At 58.8% G+C, this 19441-nt stretch carries 23 protein-coding genes and 1 pseudogene; 15 read left to right on the forward strand and 9 right to left on the reverse strand.

Annotated elements, in window-relative coordinates:
* Window positions 1-4 precede the first annotated feature (4 nt).
* From JYJ39_RS05055 to JYJ39_RS05075, 5 genes are all read right to left on the reverse strand, one after another.
* Window positions 5-754: a lysophospholipid acyltransferase family protein gene (locus JYJ39_RS05055; protein WP_205202602.1), complete on the reverse strand. Its 750-nt coding sequence runs from the start codon at window positions 752-754 to the stop codon at window positions 5-7.
* Window positions 751-1761 carry a hypothetical protein gene (locus JYJ39_RS05060; protein ID WP_240189552.1) on the reverse strand — a complete coding sequence of 337 codons (1011 nt, stop codon included), beginning with the start codon at window positions 1759-1761 and terminating at the stop codon, window positions 751-753. Before JYJ39_RS05060 ends, JYJ39_RS05055 begins: the two co-directional genes overlap by 4 nt.
* Window positions 1758-3095, reverse strand: coding sequence for an NAD(P)/FAD-dependent oxidoreductase (locus tag JYJ39_RS05065; protein ID WP_240189553.1), 1338 nt, complete (start codon window positions 3093-3095; stop codon window positions 1758-1760). Before JYJ39_RS05065 ends, JYJ39_RS05060 begins: the two co-directional genes overlap by 4 nt.
* A gap of 169 nt (window positions 3096-3264) precedes the next feature.
* On the reverse strand, window positions 3265-4341 hold the full coding sequence (locus JYJ39_RS05070) for a Fic family protein (protein ID WP_205202604.1): 1077 nt from the start codon (window positions 4339-4341) through the stop codon (window positions 3265-3267).
* Window positions 4342-4469: 128 nt separating this feature from the next.
* A complete protein-coding gene (locus JYJ39_RS05075; RefSeq protein WP_205202607.1) occupies window positions 4470-6107 on the reverse strand; it encodes a B12-binding domain-containing radical SAM protein in 1638 nt (545 codons plus the stop codon).
* A 125-nt stretch (window positions 6108-6232) separates the two neighbouring features.
* Between JYJ39_RS05075 and JYJ39_RS05080 the strand changes: the two genes are divergently transcribed.
* Genes JYJ39_RS05080 through JYJ39_RS05095 form a run of 4 tightly spaced genes read left to right on the forward strand, consistent with a single transcriptional unit; the run spans window position 6233 to window position 9213 of the window.
* Window positions 6233-6844, forward strand: coding sequence for a DUF2726 domain-containing protein (locus tag JYJ39_RS05080; RefSeq protein ID WP_205202609.1), 612 nt, complete (start codon window positions 6233-6235; stop codon window positions 6842-6844).
* Between the two features lie 39 nt (window positions 6845-6883).
* Entirely contained in the window at window positions 6884-7645 is a 762-nt protein-coding gene (locus tag JYJ39_RS05085) for an ABC transporter permease (protein ID WP_205202611.1), read from the forward strand.
* A 3-nt stretch (window positions 7646-7648) separates the two neighbouring features.
* Window positions 7649-8551: an MlaD family protein gene (locus JYJ39_RS05090; RefSeq protein ID WP_205202613.1), complete on the forward strand. Its 903-nt coding sequence runs from the start codon at window positions 7649-7651 to the stop codon at window positions 8549-8551.
* Window positions 8551-9213 carry a hypothetical protein gene (locus JYJ39_RS05095; protein WP_205202615.1) on the forward strand — a complete coding sequence of 221 codons (663 nt, stop codon included), beginning with the start codon at window positions 8551-8553 and terminating at the stop codon, window positions 9211-9213. Before JYJ39_RS05090 ends, JYJ39_RS05095 begins: the two co-directional genes overlap by 1 nt.
* A gap of 84 nt (window positions 9214-9297) precedes the next feature.
* On the opposite strand, the gene JYJ39_RS05100 is transcribed toward JYJ39_RS05095, so the two are convergent.
* The 3 genes from JYJ39_RS05100 to JYJ39_RS05110 all read right to left on the reverse strand — a co-directional run bounded on the left by JYJ39_RS05100 (window position 9298) and on the right by JYJ39_RS05110 (window position 10661).
* Entirely contained in the window at window positions 9298-9720 is a 423-nt protein-coding gene (locus tag JYJ39_RS05100; RefSeq protein ID WP_205202616.1) for a type II toxin-antitoxin system VapC family toxin, read from the reverse strand.
* Window positions 9717-9974, reverse strand: a complete 258-nt coding sequence (locus JYJ39_RS05105; RefSeq protein ID WP_205202617.1) for a FitA-like ribbon-helix-helix domain-containing protein — start codon at window positions 9972-9974, stop codon at window positions 9717-9719. Before JYJ39_RS05105 ends, JYJ39_RS05100 begins: the two co-directional genes overlap by 4 nt.
* Window positions 9975-10094: 120 nt before the next feature.
* Window positions 10095-10661: a Uma2 family endonuclease gene (locus JYJ39_RS05110; RefSeq protein WP_205202619.1), complete on the reverse strand. Its 567-nt coding sequence runs from the start codon at window positions 10659-10661 to the stop codon at window positions 10095-10097.
* Between the two features lie 228 nt (window positions 10662-10889).
* Here JYJ39_RS05110 and JYJ39_RS05115 point away from each other — a divergent pair, with 228 nt between their 5' ends.
* A complete protein-coding gene (locus JYJ39_RS05115; protein ID WP_205202621.1) occupies window positions 10890-11462 on the forward strand; it encodes a Uma2 family endonuclease in 573 nt (190 codons plus the stop codon).
* Window positions 11463-11518: 56 nt separating this feature from the next.
* Here the strand turns inward: JYJ39_RS05115 and JYJ39_RS14180 are convergent.
* Window positions 11519-11632 (reverse strand): annotated as a pseudogene (locus tag JYJ39_RS14180) (hypothetical protein); the annotation flags it as partial.
* A gap of 378 nt (window positions 11633-12010) precedes the next feature.
* Here JYJ39_RS14180 and JYJ39_RS05120 point away from each other — a divergent pair.
* From JYJ39_RS05120 to JYJ39_RS05165, 10 genes are all read left to right on the forward strand, one after another.
* The gene (locus JYJ39_RS05120) at window positions 12011-12436 is read left to right on the forward strand and encodes a pilin (protein WP_205202623.1); all 426 of its coding nucleotides are present in this window, start codon (window positions 12011-12013) and stop codon (window positions 12434-12436) included.
* Window positions 12437-12490: 54 nt separating this feature from the next.
* Window positions 12491-13864, forward strand: a complete 1374-nt coding sequence (locus tag JYJ39_RS05125; RefSeq protein ID WP_205202624.1) for a sulfatase-like hydrolase/transferase — start codon at window positions 12491-12493, stop codon at window positions 13862-13864.
* Between the two features lie 86 nt (window positions 13865-13950).
* Window positions 13951-14352 carry a hypothetical protein gene (locus tag JYJ39_RS05130; RefSeq protein ID WP_205202625.1) on the forward strand — a complete coding sequence of 134 codons (402 nt, stop codon included), beginning with the start codon at window positions 13951-13953 and terminating at the stop codon, window positions 14350-14352.
* A gap of 26 nt (window positions 14353-14378) precedes the next feature.
* Window positions 14379-15701, forward strand: a complete 1323-nt coding sequence (locus JYJ39_RS05135) for a phosphoethanolamine transferase (protein WP_205202626.1) — start codon at window positions 14379-14381, stop codon at window positions 15699-15701.
* 12 nt (window positions 15702-15713) lie between these two features.
* Window positions 15714-16355, forward strand: coding sequence for a fused MFS/spermidine synthase (locus tag JYJ39_RS05140; RefSeq protein ID WP_205202627.1), 642 nt, complete (start codon window positions 15714-15716; stop codon window positions 16353-16355).
* Complete coding sequence (locus tag JYJ39_RS05145) at window positions 16352-17869, forward strand: hypothetical protein (protein WP_205202628.1); 1518 nt, start codon at window positions 16352-16354, stop codon at window positions 17867-17869. The genes JYJ39_RS05140 and JYJ39_RS05145 overlap by 4 nt, the downstream gene beginning before the upstream one ends.
* Window positions 17870-18057: 188 nt before the next feature.
* Entirely contained in the window at window positions 18058-18303 is a 246-nt protein-coding gene (locus tag JYJ39_RS05150; protein ID WP_205202629.1) for a ParD-like family protein, read from the forward strand.
* On the forward strand, window positions 18300-18581 hold the full coding sequence (locus JYJ39_RS05155; RefSeq protein ID WP_205202631.1) for a type II toxin-antitoxin system RelE/ParE family toxin: 282 nt from the start codon (window positions 18300-18302) through the stop codon (window positions 18579-18581). Before JYJ39_RS05150 ends, JYJ39_RS05155 begins: the two co-directional genes overlap by 4 nt.
* Window positions 18582-18879: 298 nt before the next feature.
* A complete protein-coding gene (locus JYJ39_RS05160) occupies window positions 18880-19116 on the forward strand; it encodes a DUF4160 domain-containing protein (RefSeq protein ID WP_205202633.1) in 237 nt (78 codons plus the stop codon).
* Window positions 19097-19357 (forward strand): DUF2442 domain-containing protein, encoded by a 261-nt coding sequence (locus JYJ39_RS05165; RefSeq protein WP_205202635.1) that lies wholly within the window; start codon window positions 19097-19099, stop codon window positions 19355-19357. The genes JYJ39_RS05160 and JYJ39_RS05165 overlap by 20 nt, the downstream gene beginning before the upstream one ends.
* Window positions 19358-19441 lie beyond the last annotated feature (84 nt).

The following is a 19441-nucleotide window of genomic DNA, read 5'->3' on the forward strand; positions in this document are numbered from 1 at the left end:
GAAATCAGCGGGGTTCGGCGGGCAGTGGATTGCGGGCGCTGCGCAGGATGTTTTCCAGCGCGTGTGTCAATGCCATGACGTCGCCTTCGGCAGGCAGGCGTTGTCCCAGGCGCACTTGGCAGCGCAGCGGCAGGCGGGGCGGGCGGAACAGCGGCCAGACCTTGCCCAGATAGGGGCTGGAAAACTCGATCAACACCGCCTGCAGGGGAACTCCAGCGCGGCGAGCAATCAGCGCGGCGGTGGCCTGGCAGGGATCGAGCGGGAAATTGCCGGTGCGGCTGCCTTCCGGAAAAATCACCAGTTGCGCGCCTTCCTGCAACGCCTGCCGGCTTTCCAGCACGACCTTGAGCGGCGCATCGTTGGCAATGTAACCCGCCATGCGGGCGCCGGCACCGAAAAGGATGTTGTCGAGCAGGCTGGCCTTCATCACGCAGACGGCATTAGGCAGGCGCGACAGGATGAGCACGGCATCGAGCAGTGAGGGATGATTGGCGACCACGACCAGCGGCCCGGCCGCTGGCAGAGAGTCCAGCGCCGTCAGGTCAAAACGGCAGGCACAGCAGTATTCGAGAAACCAGACATAGCCGCGGAAGCCGCGTTGAATCGCCCGTCGGCCAAGATGGCGCGCCCGTTGCCGCGACAGGAAGGGGTGCAGCACCAGGGCAAACGGCAGCCAGCCCAGGCAGGCCACGGCCAGTCCCCCCAGACCGAGCAGCATCGCCAGCCGCTCGTAGGCGCGCCACAATAACTTCATGTCCGGTGGATGCCGGTAGCTTCGATCTCCACCAGAAGATCACTGCGGCAGACGTCGGCTTCGACGTAACAGATGTCCACCGCCCCCACTACCGATGCCAGCACGCGGGCGACCCGTGGCTGGTCGGCGGCGTGGCGGACATAAGCGCGATAACAGAGTTCCTGAGCCTGGAAGGGGGTGCTGTGCGCTTGCCGGTTAGCCTCGGCCAGCACGGCCAGGATGTTGTTGAGACTTTCCTCGGTCTGGGCGGCGACATCGCCGGCATGTACGGTCTGGTGGCCGAGGATGCTGGCAGTGCCGGAAATGAACAGAATTTCCTGCCCCGGTGGATGGGCCAGGACTGCGCGCGAGAAGGTCGGGCTCTTTGGACCGTAGGCAGCGGGATAGAAGTAGGCGCTCACCTGGCGTGGGTTTTCCACCGGCGTGGCGGCAGTCTTCCCGGCCATGAAGGCGATGCTCAACGGACCGTGAGCGACACCCAGCGCACAGGCAGCCGGCACCTTGCCGCTGAGTGCGGCCTGGCAGGCAATGAAGGCGGCTTGCCGCCCGCTGTTGAATTGCCGGTAGCGTTCCAGGCCATGCGTTTCTGCATTGATCGCGGCAAAGTAGTTCCATACCCGCCACAATTCCGGCAGCTGCTCTGCCGCCAGCAGGGCAAAAATCCGCCGGTAGGCGCTTTCGGTGGCTGCCTGCAGGGGCGGTAGTTCGCTGTGTGCAAACTCGGCTTCGTCTAGGCTGATGACGCCGTACAGGATGTCGCTGCTACGGCGCCAGACCAGACCGTCGTGCTGGCCGGCGCGGCAGGGATGCGGGCACTGCCAGACCTCCTGCCAGCTCGCTGCGGTGGTGCCGAGCAGGCGTGCTGGCAGAATCTGTTCCGGCCACGCGCCTAGCGCGGTGTGTGCCGCGTCCGGGCACAGGCCAATGCGCGCGCCCCCCAGAATGAGTGCGGTTTCACGTGAAACCAGCGGCTCGCCCGGGCCGCCAAGCAGCTGCAACCCGCTCACTTGAAGGCCGCGTCGATGGCAATCAGGTCCGGGTCGTCAACCTGCCGGATGTTCACCTGACGTCGCCGCCACGCCTGCCAGGCGCGTTTCGGCTGCACCAGGTTGGCACCGTAGTAGAGCATCTTGAACAGCCCGATCGAACGCCAGATCGGTGTCTTGCCGAAAATGTCACCGGCCAGCACCGACAGCACGGCTTCCTTCACCCGCCAGCGATTCTGCGGATACATGAAGAAATCGCGCATGATCGGGTTGGTCATGCGGTAAATGAACCAGGAAAAGGCTTTCGGCCCATGCTGCATGCGCTGGTCGAAAGCTTGCAGTGCCGCCGTGGCTTGCGCCGGTTGTGACAGGCAGGTGTGAATGGCTTCGGCGGCAGCGACGGCGCCATTCATCGCCAGCAGCACGCCGGAAGAAAAGACCGGGTCGATGAAGGCATAGGCGTCGCCCAGCATGACGTAGTTGCGGCCGTGGTTGCGCTCGGAGACATAGGAGAAATTGCCGGTGGCCTCGACGGCGTGAACCAGCGCCGAATCCTTGAGACGTTCGGCAAGCAAGGGAACGGTGGCGATGCCATCGCGCAGGAACTGCTCCAGGCTGCGTTTGCCGCGCGTTTTCATGTGGTAAGGCCAGGTCACCATGCCGACACTGGTGACGTCGTTCTGCATCGGAATGAACCAGAACCAGCCGTGCTCGAACCAGTAAATGCTGATGTGGCCAGCGTCTTTGCCCGGGTAGCGGCGGGCATGGGAAAAATGCCCATACACCGCCGAACTGTTGTGCTTGGGGTTGCGGTGCTTGATGCGGAAGCGGTTGGCCAGGAAAGTATCGCGGCCGGAGGCATCGACCAGGAAGCGGGCCTGCCAGACCTGATTGCGCCCATCATCGTGCTGGGCGCTGACCTGTACGCAGTCGTCCGCCAGGAATTCGACGTCCCTGACCCGGCAGCCCTCATGCACATCGGCGCCCTTGCGGGCGGCGTTGCGCAGCAGGATGGTGTCGAATTCGGCACGCGGGACCTGGTAAGCGTAAGGCATGGATTTGTCCCAGGCTTCGGCAAAGCGGAAGGCCTGCGGGTGTTCGTGCTGTGGCGAGATGAATTCGGCGGCATATTTTTCCATGCCGATCGCCCGGATTTCCTCGGCGACGCCCATCTGCTCGAATAGCGGCAGATTGGCCGGCAACAGCGATTCGCCGATGTGAAAACGGGGAAAACGCGCCTTCTCCAGCACCACCACCTTGTAGCCCTGCGCCGCCAGTAGCGGAGCCACCGTAGCGCCTGCCGGCCCCCCGCCGATCACCAGCACATCGCACTGGCTGGGTGTTGCGTGTTCCATCTTCTGCATCCTGTCCATCAATTTTTACGCGGTTCTCTGGGGCGCGTTGAATTCTCGTTATCGTGACTTGCCGTGCACTGCATCCCCCGGCAAGGCGGCGATTATACTGCCGATGCCGGTGGCTTAGCGGGGGCGTCGGTGCGCCGACGCCCTGTAAAGCGGTGCAAAGTCAGCCTGCGACAGTGCCCAGCAAGCCACCGTCATTGATGTGTGCGACAAGCTCACCATAGCGGGCTGCCGATTTCTGGTACGCCGCCGTGAAAGTATCGGCCAGAAAGTGGTGTCGCCCTCTTTCGTAGAAAGCCAGCAAGCCGAACGTATAGTCTCGCCCCCGAATGTCAGAGAAAGAGAAGGGAGCGAGCGCATGTTTGACCAGCGGAATGTTCATTGCAATGCGGGACGTTCTTTTGTTGCCATCCTGGAATGGCTGAATGTAAGCAATGAACAACATGGCAAAGAATGCCTGCTCATAAGGGTTGGCAATGGCATCGGCCTTCGCGCAGAAGGTGGTGAAGATTTCCCTGAGCAGGTGCGGATTGTCGGGCGGCAGGTACTTGCTGTCGTCGAACCTGACTACAACCGAGCGCAGGGCACCGATTGCGGACGGGTCGCCGAGCAGTCCCTTGATCAGCAAGGAATGGATATCCAGCAAGTCTTTTTTTGCAAATGACAGGCTGGGGCCATGATCTTTCAGAAACGCAATTGCGGCCTTGTGGTTCAGAACGATCTGGATTTGCCGCTCCGTCAAGCCTTCGGGGCGTTCTCCGAATTCAATGAGGGTCTTGGTATCGAGCCATGAGATGTTGACGTTTTCCAGGTTGCTGGAGGCATGTGTCAGGTCAATCAACAGGGATGCCAACACCCGTTCGTACAACTTCCCCTTTTCTTTGGCAGCGGTGGTGCCCTTGACCTTGCCGGCGCGTTCGAGCGTCAAAAGCTGCGCATCGCTCAATAGAAATGTCGAATTCGGCTGATAATCGTCCAGAAGATCAGGGTTGTACGGCACTGGCGAGCGGTGGTGTGGCGCGCGGGATAAATCCCAGCGTAGATAGGCATCGGAATCTGTGTCGATGCGGTACGACTTCCCTGCAGACTGAAGCAGGCCAGCGCGCACGAGTGTCTTGAAGTCCCGGAAGAGAGTCGTCCGCCCCACATCAAAGTCCGCAAAATCTGCAACAGACCGTGTTTGCTCCGGTGTTTCAAGAAACAGGTCGATGATTCGTTGCTGGCGCTCAGTCAGTGGCATGTTCATCCTCGGGTAATGTTGCAATCCATGTTGCACCCGAGCAACATGGATTGCAACATTTTCCTTGTCCCAGGATGTAGGCGGGTGCTGAGCTATCAGTCAGCTGCACGCGTTTGTTTCGGGGGCTTTCATTCTGCGTTGCCATGTGGGGTGTCCGGCGCGCATCCCGCCGTTGCCTGCGCCACCTGCAGCATGATCTGGCGGCGCGACAGGCGTTCGCTGGACATGGCGACGCGGTTGTCGATCTGCAGGTCTTCCGACAGCATGGGTTGCAGCCCGAGCGGCTGGCGTGGGTGGCGGGCGAAATCGCGTTTGGCGGCTTCGATCTGCGCCTGATTGGCGCTGAAATAGCGCGCAGCGGCGATGGTTTGCGGCAGGTGGCGGATGATGTGCCACAGGCTCCAGCGGTGTTGCCACAAGCGGCGGGCAAAACGCCGCCGGTAGCCTTTGCTGTCGTAGAAGCGGCGCACGTGCCAGTTGTAGAGGGCGTCCATTTCTTCGCGCGAAGAAAACCCCTCGGGCAGATAGACGAAATTCAGGCAGTTCATCAGCCGCCAGTCTTCGATCAGGTCGCCCGAAGTGCCGCTGGCACATTCGTCCCAGATCGGCGCGCCATGCAGCGGGCTGAACTTGGTCATGTTCATTTCGTCGAGGTCGAGCGAGAGAATGAAATCGCTGGTGGTCTTCACCGTTTCCGGGGTCTCGCCGGGCATGCCGAAAATGAACAGGCCCTTGGCGCGCAGGCCGGCGGCGTGAATCTGGCGCACGGTATCGCGAACCGCGTCCAGGGTCACACCCGCCTTGTGGCGGGCCATCATTTCCGGATCGGCCGATTCGATGCCCATCGACACCATCAGCGCCCCGGCTTTCTTCAGCTGCACCAGCATCTCGTCCGAAGTGTGGCCGGTGCGGATGGCACAGTTGAACTGCATGCCCAGCGGTTTGTCGATGAGCAGCTGGCACAGATCGAAAACGCGCTGTTTCTTGGCGGTGAATAAATCGTCGTAGATGTTGACGTGATGGACGCCGAAGCGGTCGCGCAGATATTTCATGTGGCGGTAGATGTAATCCGCCGAATTGGTCTTGTACAGGCGCTCGAAGACAGTGCGGTCGCAGAAGGAGCAGGTGTAGGGGCAGCCGCGCGAGGTGATCATGGTCGCCCCGTGGCGCTGGGCGTAGGAAAACAGCGGCAGGTGATAGGCGTGGGGAAAGCCGGCCAGTTTCTCGTACGCCGGGAAAGGCAATTCGTCCAGGTCGAGGATGCGGTCGCGCCGTGGGTTGACGCGGATCTTGCCGTTCTCGTCGCGCCAGATCAGGTTGCCGATCGTTGCCAGCGGTTTGCCGTCCGCCAGATCCAGCAGGGCGCCCTCGCCTTCGCCGACGACCAGGGCGTCGATTTCCGGAAAGTGTTCCAGAATCGGCGCGCCCAGCGACGACACATGCACATTGCCGAACACGATGCGCGTCTGCGGTCGCTGCTCGCGGATGATGCGCGCCATGTCCACCGCATCCATGAAGCCGGACGTGGTGGCGGAAAAGCCCACCAATTCCGGCTCGGTCGCCAGCACGATCTCGGCGTTGGCGGCAATTCCTGGCGGAGCGTAGGGGCCGAGGCAGTCGTGCAGCTGTACGCTGTGGCCGAACTGTTCCAGCCAGGAAGCCAGCTGGGCGATGCCAATCGGTGGCATGCGGTTGGCGAAGACGGAAAAATCGGGTTGGCCGGGTACGAAATTGAAGCCGGCGGGGTGAACAAGTGTGATGCGCATGGGAAAGACTCGAAATTTTGGCCGATTCTACCAAGCCCGCCCAGTGCGCCCGGCATTCCTGTTGCATTGCGTCACATGCCGTTATAATGCGTGGCCCCCGCAATCCAGACCGCTCCCGATCCGCCATGGAAAACGTCGCTCTTCTTGCCCTGCTCACCGCGCTCATCATCGCCGGTCTGTTTCTCATGCTGCGCCGTTCGCCCAAGGATGACAGCGCCCAGCGCTTTGTCGAGCGCCGCCTGCATCCGCGCCCGGAGGTGCACTCGCGGGTGCATTCGACCCTGCCCAAGGCCGACCCGCTCGATCCGCAGACCCGTTTCATCGAGCCGACCAAGCGCAAGCCCTATCGCCTGCTGAACGATAGCGAGCAGGAGCTTTACCAGCGGCTGTGCGAGGCCATGCCCAATATGCGGGTGTTTGCTCAGGTCGGGGTGTCGCAGCTGGCGCTGGCGCGGGGGCGGCATGAAGCGCAGCGCCTGAACCGCATGGCCGGTCGGGGCGTCGATTTTGTCGTTTGCGATCATGATTTTTCGATTGTCGCAGCCATCGAACTGGTCTGGCCGACGGCCGTGCCGGACGGCGACAATGCTGAAGACGTGAAACGGGTGGCCTTGCAGAGCCTGGGCATTCCGCTCATCGTCTTTTCCCCCAACAAGTTGCCCGACGTCGATGGCATCGGCCGTGCCATTGCCGACGCCATCCTGCGCCGCAAGCATCTGGAGAGCGAACGTGGCTGAGTCGGTGGCGGGTGTTGTGGCACGCAGCGCCGCGGCAGCATGGCCGAGCTGCTGAGGCAGAGCTTTCCCGCCATCCGGCAGCGCGGGCCGTGGGGCCTGTGGCTGCGTAGCAAACGCCTGCTGCTATTTTCTGCCCAGATCGCTCTGGCCCTGCTTAGCCCCCGTTTTCATCAGGCACCGCTGTATCAACGCACCGCCCAGGTGCTCTGCAGCAGCGCCTGGCAGACCCTGGCCAGCTACCTGCTGGCCTGCACCCTGATCAGCGCCGTGCTGACCCGGCTGGTGACTGTCAGCGCTGCCAGCTACGGTTTGTCGCATCTGGCGCTGGAAGGCGTGTTGCGGGTCTTTGTCATCGAAATCCTGCCGCTGGCGGCAACGTTGTTTGTGGCTACCCGTGCCGTGCCGCCGGCGTTGCGCCAGTTTGCCCAGGCCAGCGTGCGCCGGCAGGCGACGCTGGCCGATGTGCTGCCTTGCGTCCTCGGTAACGCAACAGCGGTGCTGGTGCTGGCCGTGTTTGCCGGCATCCTGTCCTTGGTCGTCGCCTATCTGGTGGTGCATGGCCTCAGCCCGTGGGCGCTGCCGGCCTATGGCCGGCTGATCGGTCAGGTGTTCGATCCCGTACTCAGCCTGGTGTTGCTGAGCAAAATCGTCTGGTTCGGCCTTGCGGTCGGCCTGGCGCCAACCACCGCCGTACTTGAAACGCAGCAGACACCCGCCAGTCTGGAAATGCGTATCATGGTGCGGCTGCTTTTTGCCCTGCTGCTGGTCGAGGTGTTCTTCCTCGCCCTGCGCCTGTTCTGAGCCATGTCCGAATCTCCCCTTTCCTCCCACAGCGTCCCTACCATCGCTCACGCCCAGACCAAGGCCGTCGCCCTCCTCCTGCTGGCGGGTACGCTGCTGGTCTTGTTCGTGCTGTACGTGATGCAGGCGCGCGGGGTGTTTACGGAAAACCAGCAACTGTTGCTGGTGGCCGAAAACGCTGAAGGGGTGACGGTGGGCAGCGACCTCAGCTTTTCCGGTTTTCCCATTGGCCGGGTCAGCCGGATCGAACTGGCCGAGGACGGCAAGGCGCACATCCACCTCGATATTCCCGTGGCGCAGGCGCGTTGGCTGCGTACCTCGTCCATTTTCACCCTGGAGCGCAATGTCGTCGGCAGTGCCAAATTGCGTGCCTACAGCGGCCTGCTCGACGACCCCCAGTTGCCGGATGGCGCCCGGCGTGACGTGCTGATCGGCGACGCTGCCGCCGGTGTGCCGGAACTGGTGGCGACCGCGCACAAACTCATCGACAACCTGGAACGCCTGAGCAACGCCGATTCCGCCCTGAGCGGCACGCTCGCCAACCTGCAGCAATTTTCCGCCAGCCTGAATGGCAAACACGGTGCCCTGGGCGCGCTGCTGGGTAACGAAAAGGATGTGGCCAAAGTCATTGCCAGCCTGGAGCAGACCCGGGCACTGCTGGTTGATGCCCGTGCCAGTCTGCAGAAACTCGATGCCAGTTTGGTGAATATGCAGGCCATCAGCAGTGATCTGCGCCCGATTGTCGATGACGCCAAGGCCATCAGCGGCAACGTGCGTGGCGCCAGCGAAGATCTCGATGCACTGCGTGCCGAGGTCGATCTCAACCTGCGCAAGGTCTCTGGCATGGTGGATGAGCTCAACCGCAAATGGCCTTTTGCCCGCGAGCAAAAGCTGGAGTTGCCCTGATGCGCTGCCTCTTCACCTTGGCTTTGAGCGCCCTGCTGCTGGCGGCCTGTGCCCACCAGCCCCCGCCACCGGACTGGCTGCTTGTCGCCCGCAGCGCCAGCGAACAGCATGCCCGCCTCTATCTCGAAGGGCGTGACCGGTTGGCGCAAAGCCAGCTCCAGACCGCCCGCGCTGCCACAGCCCGTACCGGCAACGCCAGCGCCATGGCACGGATCGAACTACACGCCTGCGCCGCCCGAATCGCCAGCCTGCAGCCCCCCGCCTGCCCTGAATTCCAACCGTTGGCTGACGATGCCGGCCAAGCCGAGAACGCGTATTTTCGCTATCTCACCGGTCAGCTGGTCGAAGGCGATCTGGCCCTGCTGCCCGCTACCCAACAGGCCGCATGGCGCAATCCGTCCAGCCTGAGCGACATCACCGACCCCCTCAGTCGTCTGCTCGCGGCCGCCGTGCTCCTGCACGCCGGCCGCTTGCCACCCGCCGCCTACCAAATCGCCATCGATACCGCCAGCCAGCAAGGCTGGCGCCGCCCCCTCGCCCACTGGCTGCAACTGGAAGAGGCGCGATTGAACCATGCCGGCGATGCAGCCGCTGCGGCTGCCATGGCGCGGCAACGGGCGCGGCTGCTGGCGGATTTGCCGGAAGCAGCGGTGGAACGCTGAAGTCCGGTTGCAGGTGCCTTCAGAAGATTTGCAACAGGCCTGGTCACTGCGGGTAAAACGCAAAGACATGCTGACACGTTCTCATCAGCGTGCCTCCCAGGGGTTGATGACGTTCACCCCGGCAGCCTCAAAAGGGGTGGTGTCACGGGTGGCGACGGCGAAGCCGTTGGCAAGGGCAATGGCGGCAATGAAAGCATCGGCCGTTGCAACGGCCAAGCCAGCAGCGCGGGACGTGGCCAGCAACTCGGCATAAGACTTTGTGCAAGCCATGTCGAACGGCAACACCCGGTTGGCGAACAGCGGCAGCAAGCGCTTTTCCAAATTCTCATGCAGGCTGTCCCGGCGCTTTCCCGCCGGCATCAGCGCGACACCCGCACGCAACTCAGCCACCGTGATCGTGGACAGGTAGAGCGTTTCCAGCGCTTGCGCGTCCATCCAGTCAAGGACGCGGGCATTTGGTTCCAGGCGCTGCGGCTCCGAAATTACGTTCGTATCGAGCAGGATCATTCGATGCTCACCGCACGGGCCGGAGACTTGATGCGTGCGCTCTCAAACAAGGAGTGTTCTTCATCGGTCAGGCCGCCAGCCTCGCGGGCGATGGAAGCCAGGAGCGAGCCAAGTTTCACACGCCCTTCCGGCTTGGTTGCCCGCTCCAGAATGTCGCGGATTTCGGCCTCGGTGCTGCGGCCATGATGGGCGGCTTGGATTCGGATGGCTCTATGCACCTCATCGGGCAGATTTCTTACATTCACGTTCGCCACTTGATATATCTCCATCTATAAACCATCAATGATCCCATTGTATGGTTATGATACCGAAGCGCAAGCCTTCAGGCCTCGGTAAGCGTCCGTTTGCGAGATCTTTTTCCCGCGTGCGCCAAATTACAACCCTTCCGTGCCCCGATACAACTCCGCCACCGGCAGGGAAAATTCCAGGCTGGGCAGGGTCAGCACGCCGTCCGGTTGCGGGCGCTGCGTGGACCACTGGTTCTCCGTGCGCACATAGGCCACCACCTCCGGGTTGTCCTGCCCGATCAGAACGTACTCGCGCAAGGAATCCAGCGTGCGGTAAGCAAACAGTTTTTCGCGGCGGTCAATGCGCTCGGTACTGGGAGACATGACCTCTACCAGCACCGAGGGTTGCGTGCGAAAGTGGCTGGCTTGATCGGCCGGATTGCAGGCCACCATGATGTCCGGGTAGTAAAAAAAATCTTCTTCATTGACCGACAGGCGAACTTTGAGATCCGCCATGAACACCCGGCACGGACCACCCGCCAGGTGGCGATGCAGGGCGGCAGCCAGATTGAGGCAGATAATGTTATGGCGAGCGCTGGCGCCGCTCATGGCATGCACTTCGCCGGCCAGATATTCATGCCGCTCGGCGGCGATTTCTTCCCCGTTCAGGTAGTCTGCGACAGAAAGCGTTTCACGAATTTGCGCGAGGGCCATGGGTCATCTCCATTTGTCTGGGCTTCGATGCGGATTGCTGCTGTGGATTGTCGCATGCAGCAGCGCGGCAGTGCGATGCTGGTTTATTGTGGCGAACTGAAGCAACAAGACCACCGAGGCGAAAGTCATTTCCGCCACTTTGTTTCGCTCCGGGTAAGGGCGGACGATTGCCGCGCGCCACGTCTATCGCTATGCTCAAAACCCCTGCCCTCCCCTGCGAGAACGAAAATGAGCCTGCCGCAAGCCAAAATGCCGTTGGGAGCCGACGATTACCTGGCCTGGGAACAGGAGCAGCCTTGTCGACATGAATACATCGACGGTGAAGTTTTCGCCATGAGTGGCGCCTCGGATGCGCACGGCACGGCAGCAGGAAATCTTTTCGCAGCCTTGCATACCTTTACCCGCGGCACCCCCTGCAAACCCTTCATCGCCGACATGAAAGTGCAGGTCGCAGCCGCCAACAGCTTCTACTACCCGGATATCCTCGTGACCTGCGATCCGCGTGACCGCACGCCAGAAGCCAGCCACGTCAAGCAACACCCCTGCCTCATCGTTGAAGTGCTCTCCCCCAGCACCGAAGCCTACGACCGTGGTAACAAGTTTGCCGCCTACCGCCAGCTCGAAGCGTTGCAGGAATACGCCCTGGTCAGCCTCGAAGCCCGGCGCATCGAAATCTTTCGCCGCGATGCCACCGGCCACTGGGTGTTGCACCCCTTCGCCCTTGATGAAACCCTCGAACTCGCCAGCCTCGACTTCCGCTGCCCCGTTGCCGAGATTTTTGAAGGTGTTGAAGGCGAGTGAAAGAACGGATGCAGGTCGCGCGGCCAACGCCAGGGTTCGTCGCGCACCGGCATGGTTAGGCTGATGAAATCGGCCGCATCAGCGCCCGGTAAATACTTGAGCACATACTCGTCGCGTTCGCGGTAGAGTTGGGCAACGGTCTTGCCACTGACCTGGACGTCGAGCTTCATGGCAAGTCACCTTGGCGCTGTTCGGCCAAGATTGCCGCTCGTCCGCGTTGCGGAGGTCGGGCGGGCTGTCGGTGGGCGTACAGGTCTCCACTGTGACAGCCTAAGGTGGGCATTCGGCTGAACGGTGTGCCATTCCGGCGTGGCACAGCTACAGGCTGTGCCATCATTGTTTTGTCATGCGGCAGGGATGCGCAGCATGGCGCGGGCTTCACGTCGCGGCGCATGCGGCGCGAACAGGTGAGTGCCGGGAAATCGCCACGGCAGCGGGTTTGCTGCAGAGCGGGGCGTGTGCTGGGCGATTCTCCAATAGTTGGCATGGCATATGCTTATAGCCCCACCAGCGGAGTATCCCGCCTTTTTCCTCCAAGGAGATTCAACATGAAAAAGATGCAACAAGGTTTTACCCTGATCGAACTGATGATCGTTGTGGCGATTATCGGTATCTTGGCTGCTGTGGCACTGCCGGCTTATCAGGACTACACGGTCCGCGGCCGCGTCTCTGAATTGGCAATTATGGCTTCTGGTGCTAAGGCTACTGTGAGTGAGAATATTGCCAACAACGGTGGCGCGATTCCTGCTGACGCATGTGTCGGTGTGAGCGTGTTTTCCTCTGCAACCAAAAATACCGCTAGCTTGGCATGCACTGCCGCCACTGGTGTGTTGACCGTTACAGGGACAACTGCAGCCCAAGGTGTGGTGTTGGTTTATACGCCGACACCGAGTGCTGGCAAAGTAGAATGGAAGTGCACCACTGCATCGGCGGCAAAATACAAGTATGTTCCTGCTGAGTGCCGTCAATCATAAAATTGGCTGAAGCAAAGAAGAGGGCTACGCCCTCTTTTTTTGTTTGAATTTTTTATGAGATTCATTGTTTTGAAGAAATTTTTGGCTGGCTGGAGTGCGGCAATATTATTTAATATTATTCCTGCATTATTTGCGATTACAGTTGGCTATGATAGAGGTTTGTTTGTACTTGAGAGCTTGCCGCTTGTTCTGTTGGCGGGAGTGGAGGCTGGTTTTTTTGTATTTATTTATGGGGTTTTTTTTGCTGGGTTGGAACTGATTTACGGCGTATCTCAGGCTTATCCTCTTTTTGAGGCTACCCAATTAATTGATGTGGTGGAATTTTTGCCAAATGCCAATAAAAAATACATTTTGCTTGTTGCGATGTATTTTTTTGTGTTTTTTGGGGTTGTTTTTTTGGGTGCTAAGCTTTCTCGTTTTTCTGGGAAGTTTTCTTTATCAATCGTTGTATTGATGATTTGCGGTTTTTCTTTGGGAGAAAAATTTAATAACTTTTCTTATGAGTCAGAAAAATTTTTCATTCTAAATCAAACCTTGGTAGGGGGGGTTTATTTTAGTTTAGAGGGAAGCAGGAGGTTTAATAATGCCCCTCAAGAAAAAAAAGAAGGGGGTGTGCCTTTTGCGTTGTGGGAGCACTCTAATGTGCCGATGAATGTCTGGGCGGGTGGCGTGCTGCCTAAAAAAATTCTTTTTGTAATGGTTGAGTCTTGGGGGATGCCCATAAATCAAGAAGAATATATTTATCAACTAAGGAATTTGAAGAGCAAAAAAAATATAAAAATTCTTAATGAGGGTTTAATAAAGTATGGTGGAGGTACTGCTGTTGCAGAGCTTCGTGAGTTGTGTAGGCTATATCCTCATGCATTGTCGTTCAGAGATATTCCTGAAGATTTTGCAAAGAATTGTTTGCCAAGAAAATTGCGGGACGAGGGCCGTCTGACTGTTGCTTTGCATGCTGCATCGGGCCATATGTACCACAGAGAAGATTGGTACCCCCGAATAGGATTTGAAGAAACTTATTTTTTTGATAACCCTATTGCCAAGGCTCGGAAATGCTTTAGTTTTCCGGGGTATTGTGATGTGGATTTTATTGATGCTGTAAAAAATAAGATTATTTCTAGTGAATCCATATTTTTTTATTGGTTAACCCTAAATTCTCATATCCCTTACGATGCAAGAGACTTGAAGCGCAGGGATGATGGTATTTGTCGCATTTTGGGAATTGAGGCCAGGGATCGTTGTATTCATTTTCAATTGCTGCAAGAGTTTTTTTCTGATTTTGCGGAAAAATTTGATGATCCTGGGGTAAAAGATTTGCATGTGGTTTTTGTTGGAGATCACTCGCCTCCATTTTTGGGTGTTGGAATTAGGAAGTATTTTTCAAAAGACGACATGGTTCCATTTTTGTATTTGAGGGTGGGGAAGTGACTGTTTTGTGGAATTTTTATCTTGCAGAATTTTGGATTTATCAAGGGTTTGCCAAAATTTTCCAAGGTGGTTGAGATTTTTTGCCCATGTCCTCTTTTTCTGTTTCGTTTGCATCTATTTCTTTGCGCACTACCTTGGCACAAGGTGTTGCGTTGTGCGTTTTGTTGGCTTTGTGGGCGCCCAACCTGCTGGGTGTTCCAGCGCTAGCGGATCAGGTAGAAATTGCAGTCCTGGGTGCTGTGTTGTGGCTGCTGTGCGTGGCACTGCTGGGGCGCTTGTGGTTGGTGTTGGTGCTGGCCTTGCCCGCCGCGCTGGTGTGGCCACTGGAGTTGTGGTTGCGCTGGCACAACGGCACCCCCATTTCGCCCCATTTGGCAGCGCTGGTGCTCGAGAGCAATTGGGCAGAGAGTGCTAATTTTTTATCCGCCTACGGGTTTGGTTTGGTTTGGTTTGGTTTGGTTTGGTTTGGCTGGTGCTGTATGCAGTGAGCTGCTGGTGGGCGTGGCGGTTCGATGTGCGTTGGCAGCACCGCTCCCGGGTTTATGTGGTAGCTCTTTGTGCGACCTTGTTGGTGCAGTTCTATCGATTTCATGGCACTGATGAGGTGTTGGTTAGTGATGTGGCTTCGGAGGCTTTAGCAGATCCCAAAATATCGAGCTGGACCTTGCAGTGGGCTGATGTTTATCCTGTTAATTTGCCCTTGGCCGTAATACATTTTCGTGAGCATCAGGGCAAGCTGCACGCGCTGCAATCGGGGTTGGCCAGTCGCAGCTTGCAGGCGCAGCAGATGGTGCATGCCCACAGCCCCGAGGTGGTGGTGTTGGTGATTGGTGAGTCGGCCAGCGCCACGCGCTGGGGCTTGCTGGGTTATGGCCGCGACACCACGCCGCAATTGGCGCAGCAGCAAGGGGTGGTGGTTTTTAGCGATGTGGTGGGCCTCTCCGTGCTGACGCGCACTGCAGTGCCGGGGGTGCTGTCGCGCAAACCTGTATTGAAGCCCAGTGGGGATATAGATTTGCAGGCCGAGCCCTCGCTGGTGCAAGCTTTCGCCCAAGTGGGCTACCAGACGCATTGGCTGTCTGCACAATCGCGGATGGGTCGGCACGACACTTCTATCAGCTTGTATGCCCGCGAGGCCGCCGATGTGCGTTTTGTAAACCCTGGTACCTACCAGCACCGTTTTCACATGGATGAGGCTCTGCTTGCACCTTTGCGCGATGTGCTGGCACAACCGGGGCGACATCTGGTGGTGCTCCACTTGCTGGGCAGCCACTTTGATTACGCTTTGCGCTACCCGTCCAGTTTTGACCACTTCCAGCCGTCGTTGCAGTCGGCCCCTGCTGCGACAGATCCGGCACGTTATGCCGAGCAGGTCAGCAACAGCTACGACAACAGCCTGCGCTATACCGACCACATACTGGCCCAGGTACTTAATGCCGTGCAGCAGCGCGGCGGCAATTCAGTGGTGGCCTATTTTTCAGACCACGGCGTTGATCCAGCGCAAGGGCAGTGCGCCTCGCAAAAGCCCAACCGGCGCAGCGAGGCTGCCTACCGTGTACCTGCATTTGTGTGGCTCAGCGAGCCGATGCGCACGCAGCACCGGGCGCAATGGCAGCGCTTGCAAAACAACGCCCAGCAGCCCTACACCACCCGCGCGCTGTATGCCACGCTGCTAGGGCTGGCATCGATTAATGTTTCTGGTGGCTTGCCCGCCGAGAGTTTTTTACAGTCCCCTGCTCAGCCGCTGCCGCCGCGCATGGTGGCAGGTATGACCGGCAACTTGGTGGACTTTGATGCGGCACGACAAAAGAGCGCGTGTTCCATCGTGGCTCATTGATAAGGAGTAATTTTGATCAATACGGTATTGCTACTGAGCTTTTTCATCTCCGGCTGCAGCGCCTTGATTTACCAAGTGAGTTGGCAGCGCGCGTTGTACAGCTTGATTGGCGTGGACATGGATTCCATCACCATCATCGTGTCGGTGTTCATGCTGGGCATTGGCTTGGGCGGCATGTTGGGCGGGTGGCTGTCGGATCGGTTTCCTCTGCGGCGTTTGCAGTGGTATGCGGGTATCGAGCTGTCGATTGCGCTGTACGGCAGTGCCAGCCTGTGGTTGTTGCGGTTGCTTCAAGCTGGGTTGGCAGACAGTTTTTTGGGCGACGGCGCTGTGGGCAGTGCGGTGGCCAGTTTTGGTTTTTTGCTGCTGCCCACGGTGCTGATGGGCATGACGCTGCCGCTGCTGACGATGGCTTTTGACGAGCGCACGGCCAATATTGGGGTTTCGGTGGGCACGCTGTATTTCATCAACACCTTGGGGGCAGCCACCGGTGCTGCGCTGGTGCCTTTTGTGCTGCTGCCGCTGTGGACGTTGCCGCAGGTGGTCTGGGTGGCCGTGGCGGGCAATGTGGCGGTGGTGCTGTGTGCGGTGCTGGCTGCCCAATTGCTGCCGCGCACTACCGCTGTCACCACAACCACCGGAGCCCCCGCATGAACTACCCCGCCTTGCTTTCTTTTGCCTGCGGTTTTGCCAGTTTGAGTTTGGAGATTTTGTGGGTGCGCCTGTATAGCTTTGCCAAGTTGTCCACCCCGGCAGCGTTTGGCTTTGTGCTCATGGCTTATTTGCTGGGCATTGCGCTGGGTGCACATGCCGGTGCCCGCGCCTGCCGCCGCGCTGATAGTGATGCCCAACTGTGGGAGCACAGCATTGCGGCACTGTGGTTGTCGGGGCTACTGACTTTGGTGTTGCCCGCACTATTTGGCGCAATGGCCAGCGTTTGGCTGGAAAGCGCAGTGCTGGACTTGCTGCTGATGGCTACCGCATCGAGCGTGCTGGCGTTTGTCTTCCCTATTGCCCACCATTTGGGCACGCAAAACTTGGAGGGCCAGCAAGGCCGACGCTTTGCGCTGGTCTATACCTCGAACGTGGCCGGGGCGGCGTTGGGGCCACTGGTGACGGGCTATGTGCTGCTGCATAGCCTGAGCTTGCAGCAAAGCTTTTTGGTGATTTGTGCGGTGCAATGTGCAGCGGCGGTGTTTTTTACGCTGGCGCTCAAAGCCAAGCCGCGCTATGGCGTGCTGGCAGGCGTGGGCACTTTGCTGGCTTTGGGCGGTGCGCTAGCCAGCACGCTGCAAGACCCCCATGCCTTGGTGCAATCGGTCAATCAAACGGGGACGCGTGCGGGCACAGTGATCGAAAACCGGCACGGCATCATCACCATCTTCCCTGAGGCTGGCCAAGGCGATGCAGTGTATGGCGGCAATGTGTACGACGGGCGCACCAACCTGAACCCTGAAATCAATAGCAACGGCCTGGAGCGCCCGCTGCTGATGGCGGCCCTGCAACCCAAACCCAGCCGGGTGTTGATGGTGGGCTTGTCGATTGGTACTTGGCTGGCGCTGGTGAACGAGTTTCCGGGCGTTGAGCAGGTGGATGTGGTGGAAATTAACCCCGGCTATTTGCAGGCCGCACAGGCCTACCCGGCGCAGGCGCGTGCTTTGCAAGACCCGCGCGTCAACGTGGTGGTGGATGATGCCCGGCGCTGGCTGCGCCAGCACCCGGGCAAGCAATACGACCTCATCATCATGAACACCACGTGGCACTGGCGCGCCAACATCAGCTTGCTGCTATCCACTGAGTTTTTGCAGTTGATGCAGGCGCACATGGCGCCGGGTGCGGTGCTGTCGTTCAACGCTACCGGCTCGGCGGATGCTTTTTATACGGCCAGCAAGGTGTTTGCCCATGCTTACCGCTATGTGAATTTTGTTTATGCCGCAGATTTTGATTTTCGTGCCCGCAAAGATACGGCTGCCACGCGCCAGCTCTACCAAAGCCTGACGCTGGGCGGTGCGCCCTTTTTTGCAGCCAATTCCCCCGCTATTGAGCGTTTTGTGACCCGGCCCTTTGTGGGCATAGATTCGGTTCAGAAATCAGCGGGACGGCCTTTGGAGCAGATCACCGACTACAACATGGTGACCGAGTTCAAGTATGGAAAATCGCTTTATTAGCGTGCTGCAGTTGTTCAACTATTGTTATTTACTGAGCTGACCGTTATGCAATCCGGAAGCCCCTTCTGAGTGCTAGCGCCATTCACTTGGCAATTACCGGAAAGCGGCATGAGTGGGCTTCCTGGAGGGTTTGCCACATTTGTGGTAGATTGGTTTCAGCTTAGGTTTTGCCCGTCCTGGAGGCCACTATGAGCACATCGACATCCATTCGCATCGACCAGACCTTGTACGATCAGGCGCGCTCCGAAGCCGTGAGTGAACACCGCACCATCGCCGGGCAGATCGAGTACTGGGCCAAGATCGGCCGCGCCGCCCTGGACAATCCCGACCTACCGGTGAGCTTCGTCGCCGAGTCGCTGGCTTCGCTGACCGAGCCGCGTGGTGAGGCCACGCGCTTCGTGCCGCGCTCCACACAAAAGCCCGGCCGCGTATGAGTCACGGCCTGCAGCAAACTCGGCGCTTTGCCCGGGCCTACAAGAAGTTGCACGACAACGTGGCGGCAGACGTCGATGCCGCCACCGAAGTCGTGGCGGCTGACCCGACGGTGGGCGAGCGCAAGAAAGGCGATCTGGCGCAGTTGCTGGTCTACAAATTCCGCAGCCAAGATCAGCTCTACCTGCTGGGCTACACCGTTGATGACGCGGTGCGACTGGTCTATCTGGAAGCGGTCGGCCCCCACGAGAACTTCTATCGCAACCTCGGGCGTTCGTGATGCCCGAGTCGCACGAATCCTCCGGCGGTTTTGAATCCGCCGCGCTGGGTTGGTTGTCGGTTTGCTTGTGGCGGATATCGATCTGGTGCTCATGGATGTTTGAGGGCGCGAACGCAGTTTCTGGCGAATTGGCTCAACAGGCAGAATCAGGAAAAACTGGCAGCATGAAACCCAGCCGTCGGCAGACAAAAAAACGAGGGAAGCTGAGCTAAAGCGGCGTGTTTATGTTGTTTGGCAGGAAAAACTGGTAGCATGAATCTCACCCTTTGGCAGACGAAAAACCGAGGAAATCTCACATATGCCGACAATTTTGAGAGTGGGTGGATTTCGGTTCTATTTCTATAGCCACGAGCCTAACGAGCCGCCCCATGTGCATATCGACAAAGACGTGGCCACCGCCAAAGTGTGGCTGCATGACGCCACTGTGGCACGCAGCATAGGTTCCTCTGCCCAAGATTTAGGCAAAATTCAACAGATGGTGAGAAGTCACCAATCTTCATTAAAGGAAGCATGGAATGCATTCTTTGGTACCTGAAACCGACGTGCGTGCAATGAACGTTGTCTTGGATGATGCGCGCTTGGTGGTCGATTTAATGGACGGGCGCACGATTGCCGTGCCGCTGGCGTGGTACCCCAGATTGGCCAATGCCACTCCCCAGCAGCGCAGCCATTGGCAGCTGGCCGGTGGTGGCTATGGCATCCATTGGCCCGATATTGACGAAGATCTGAGCACCGAGGGCTTGTTGCGTGGAGCTCATGCACCTCAGTCGCAATGAAGTCCATTTCCTTTAACACGCGTTCGCTGAAAAACCGAACTTCAAGTTCGTCGCCTTGAGAACCGCGTTAAGAGTCCGGATGGT

The organism is Azonexus hydrophilus, from assembly GCF_905120355.1.
In the GTDB taxonomy this organism is placed as follows: domain Bacteria; phylum Pseudomonadota; class Gammaproteobacteria; order Burkholderiales; family Rhodocyclaceae; genus Azonexus.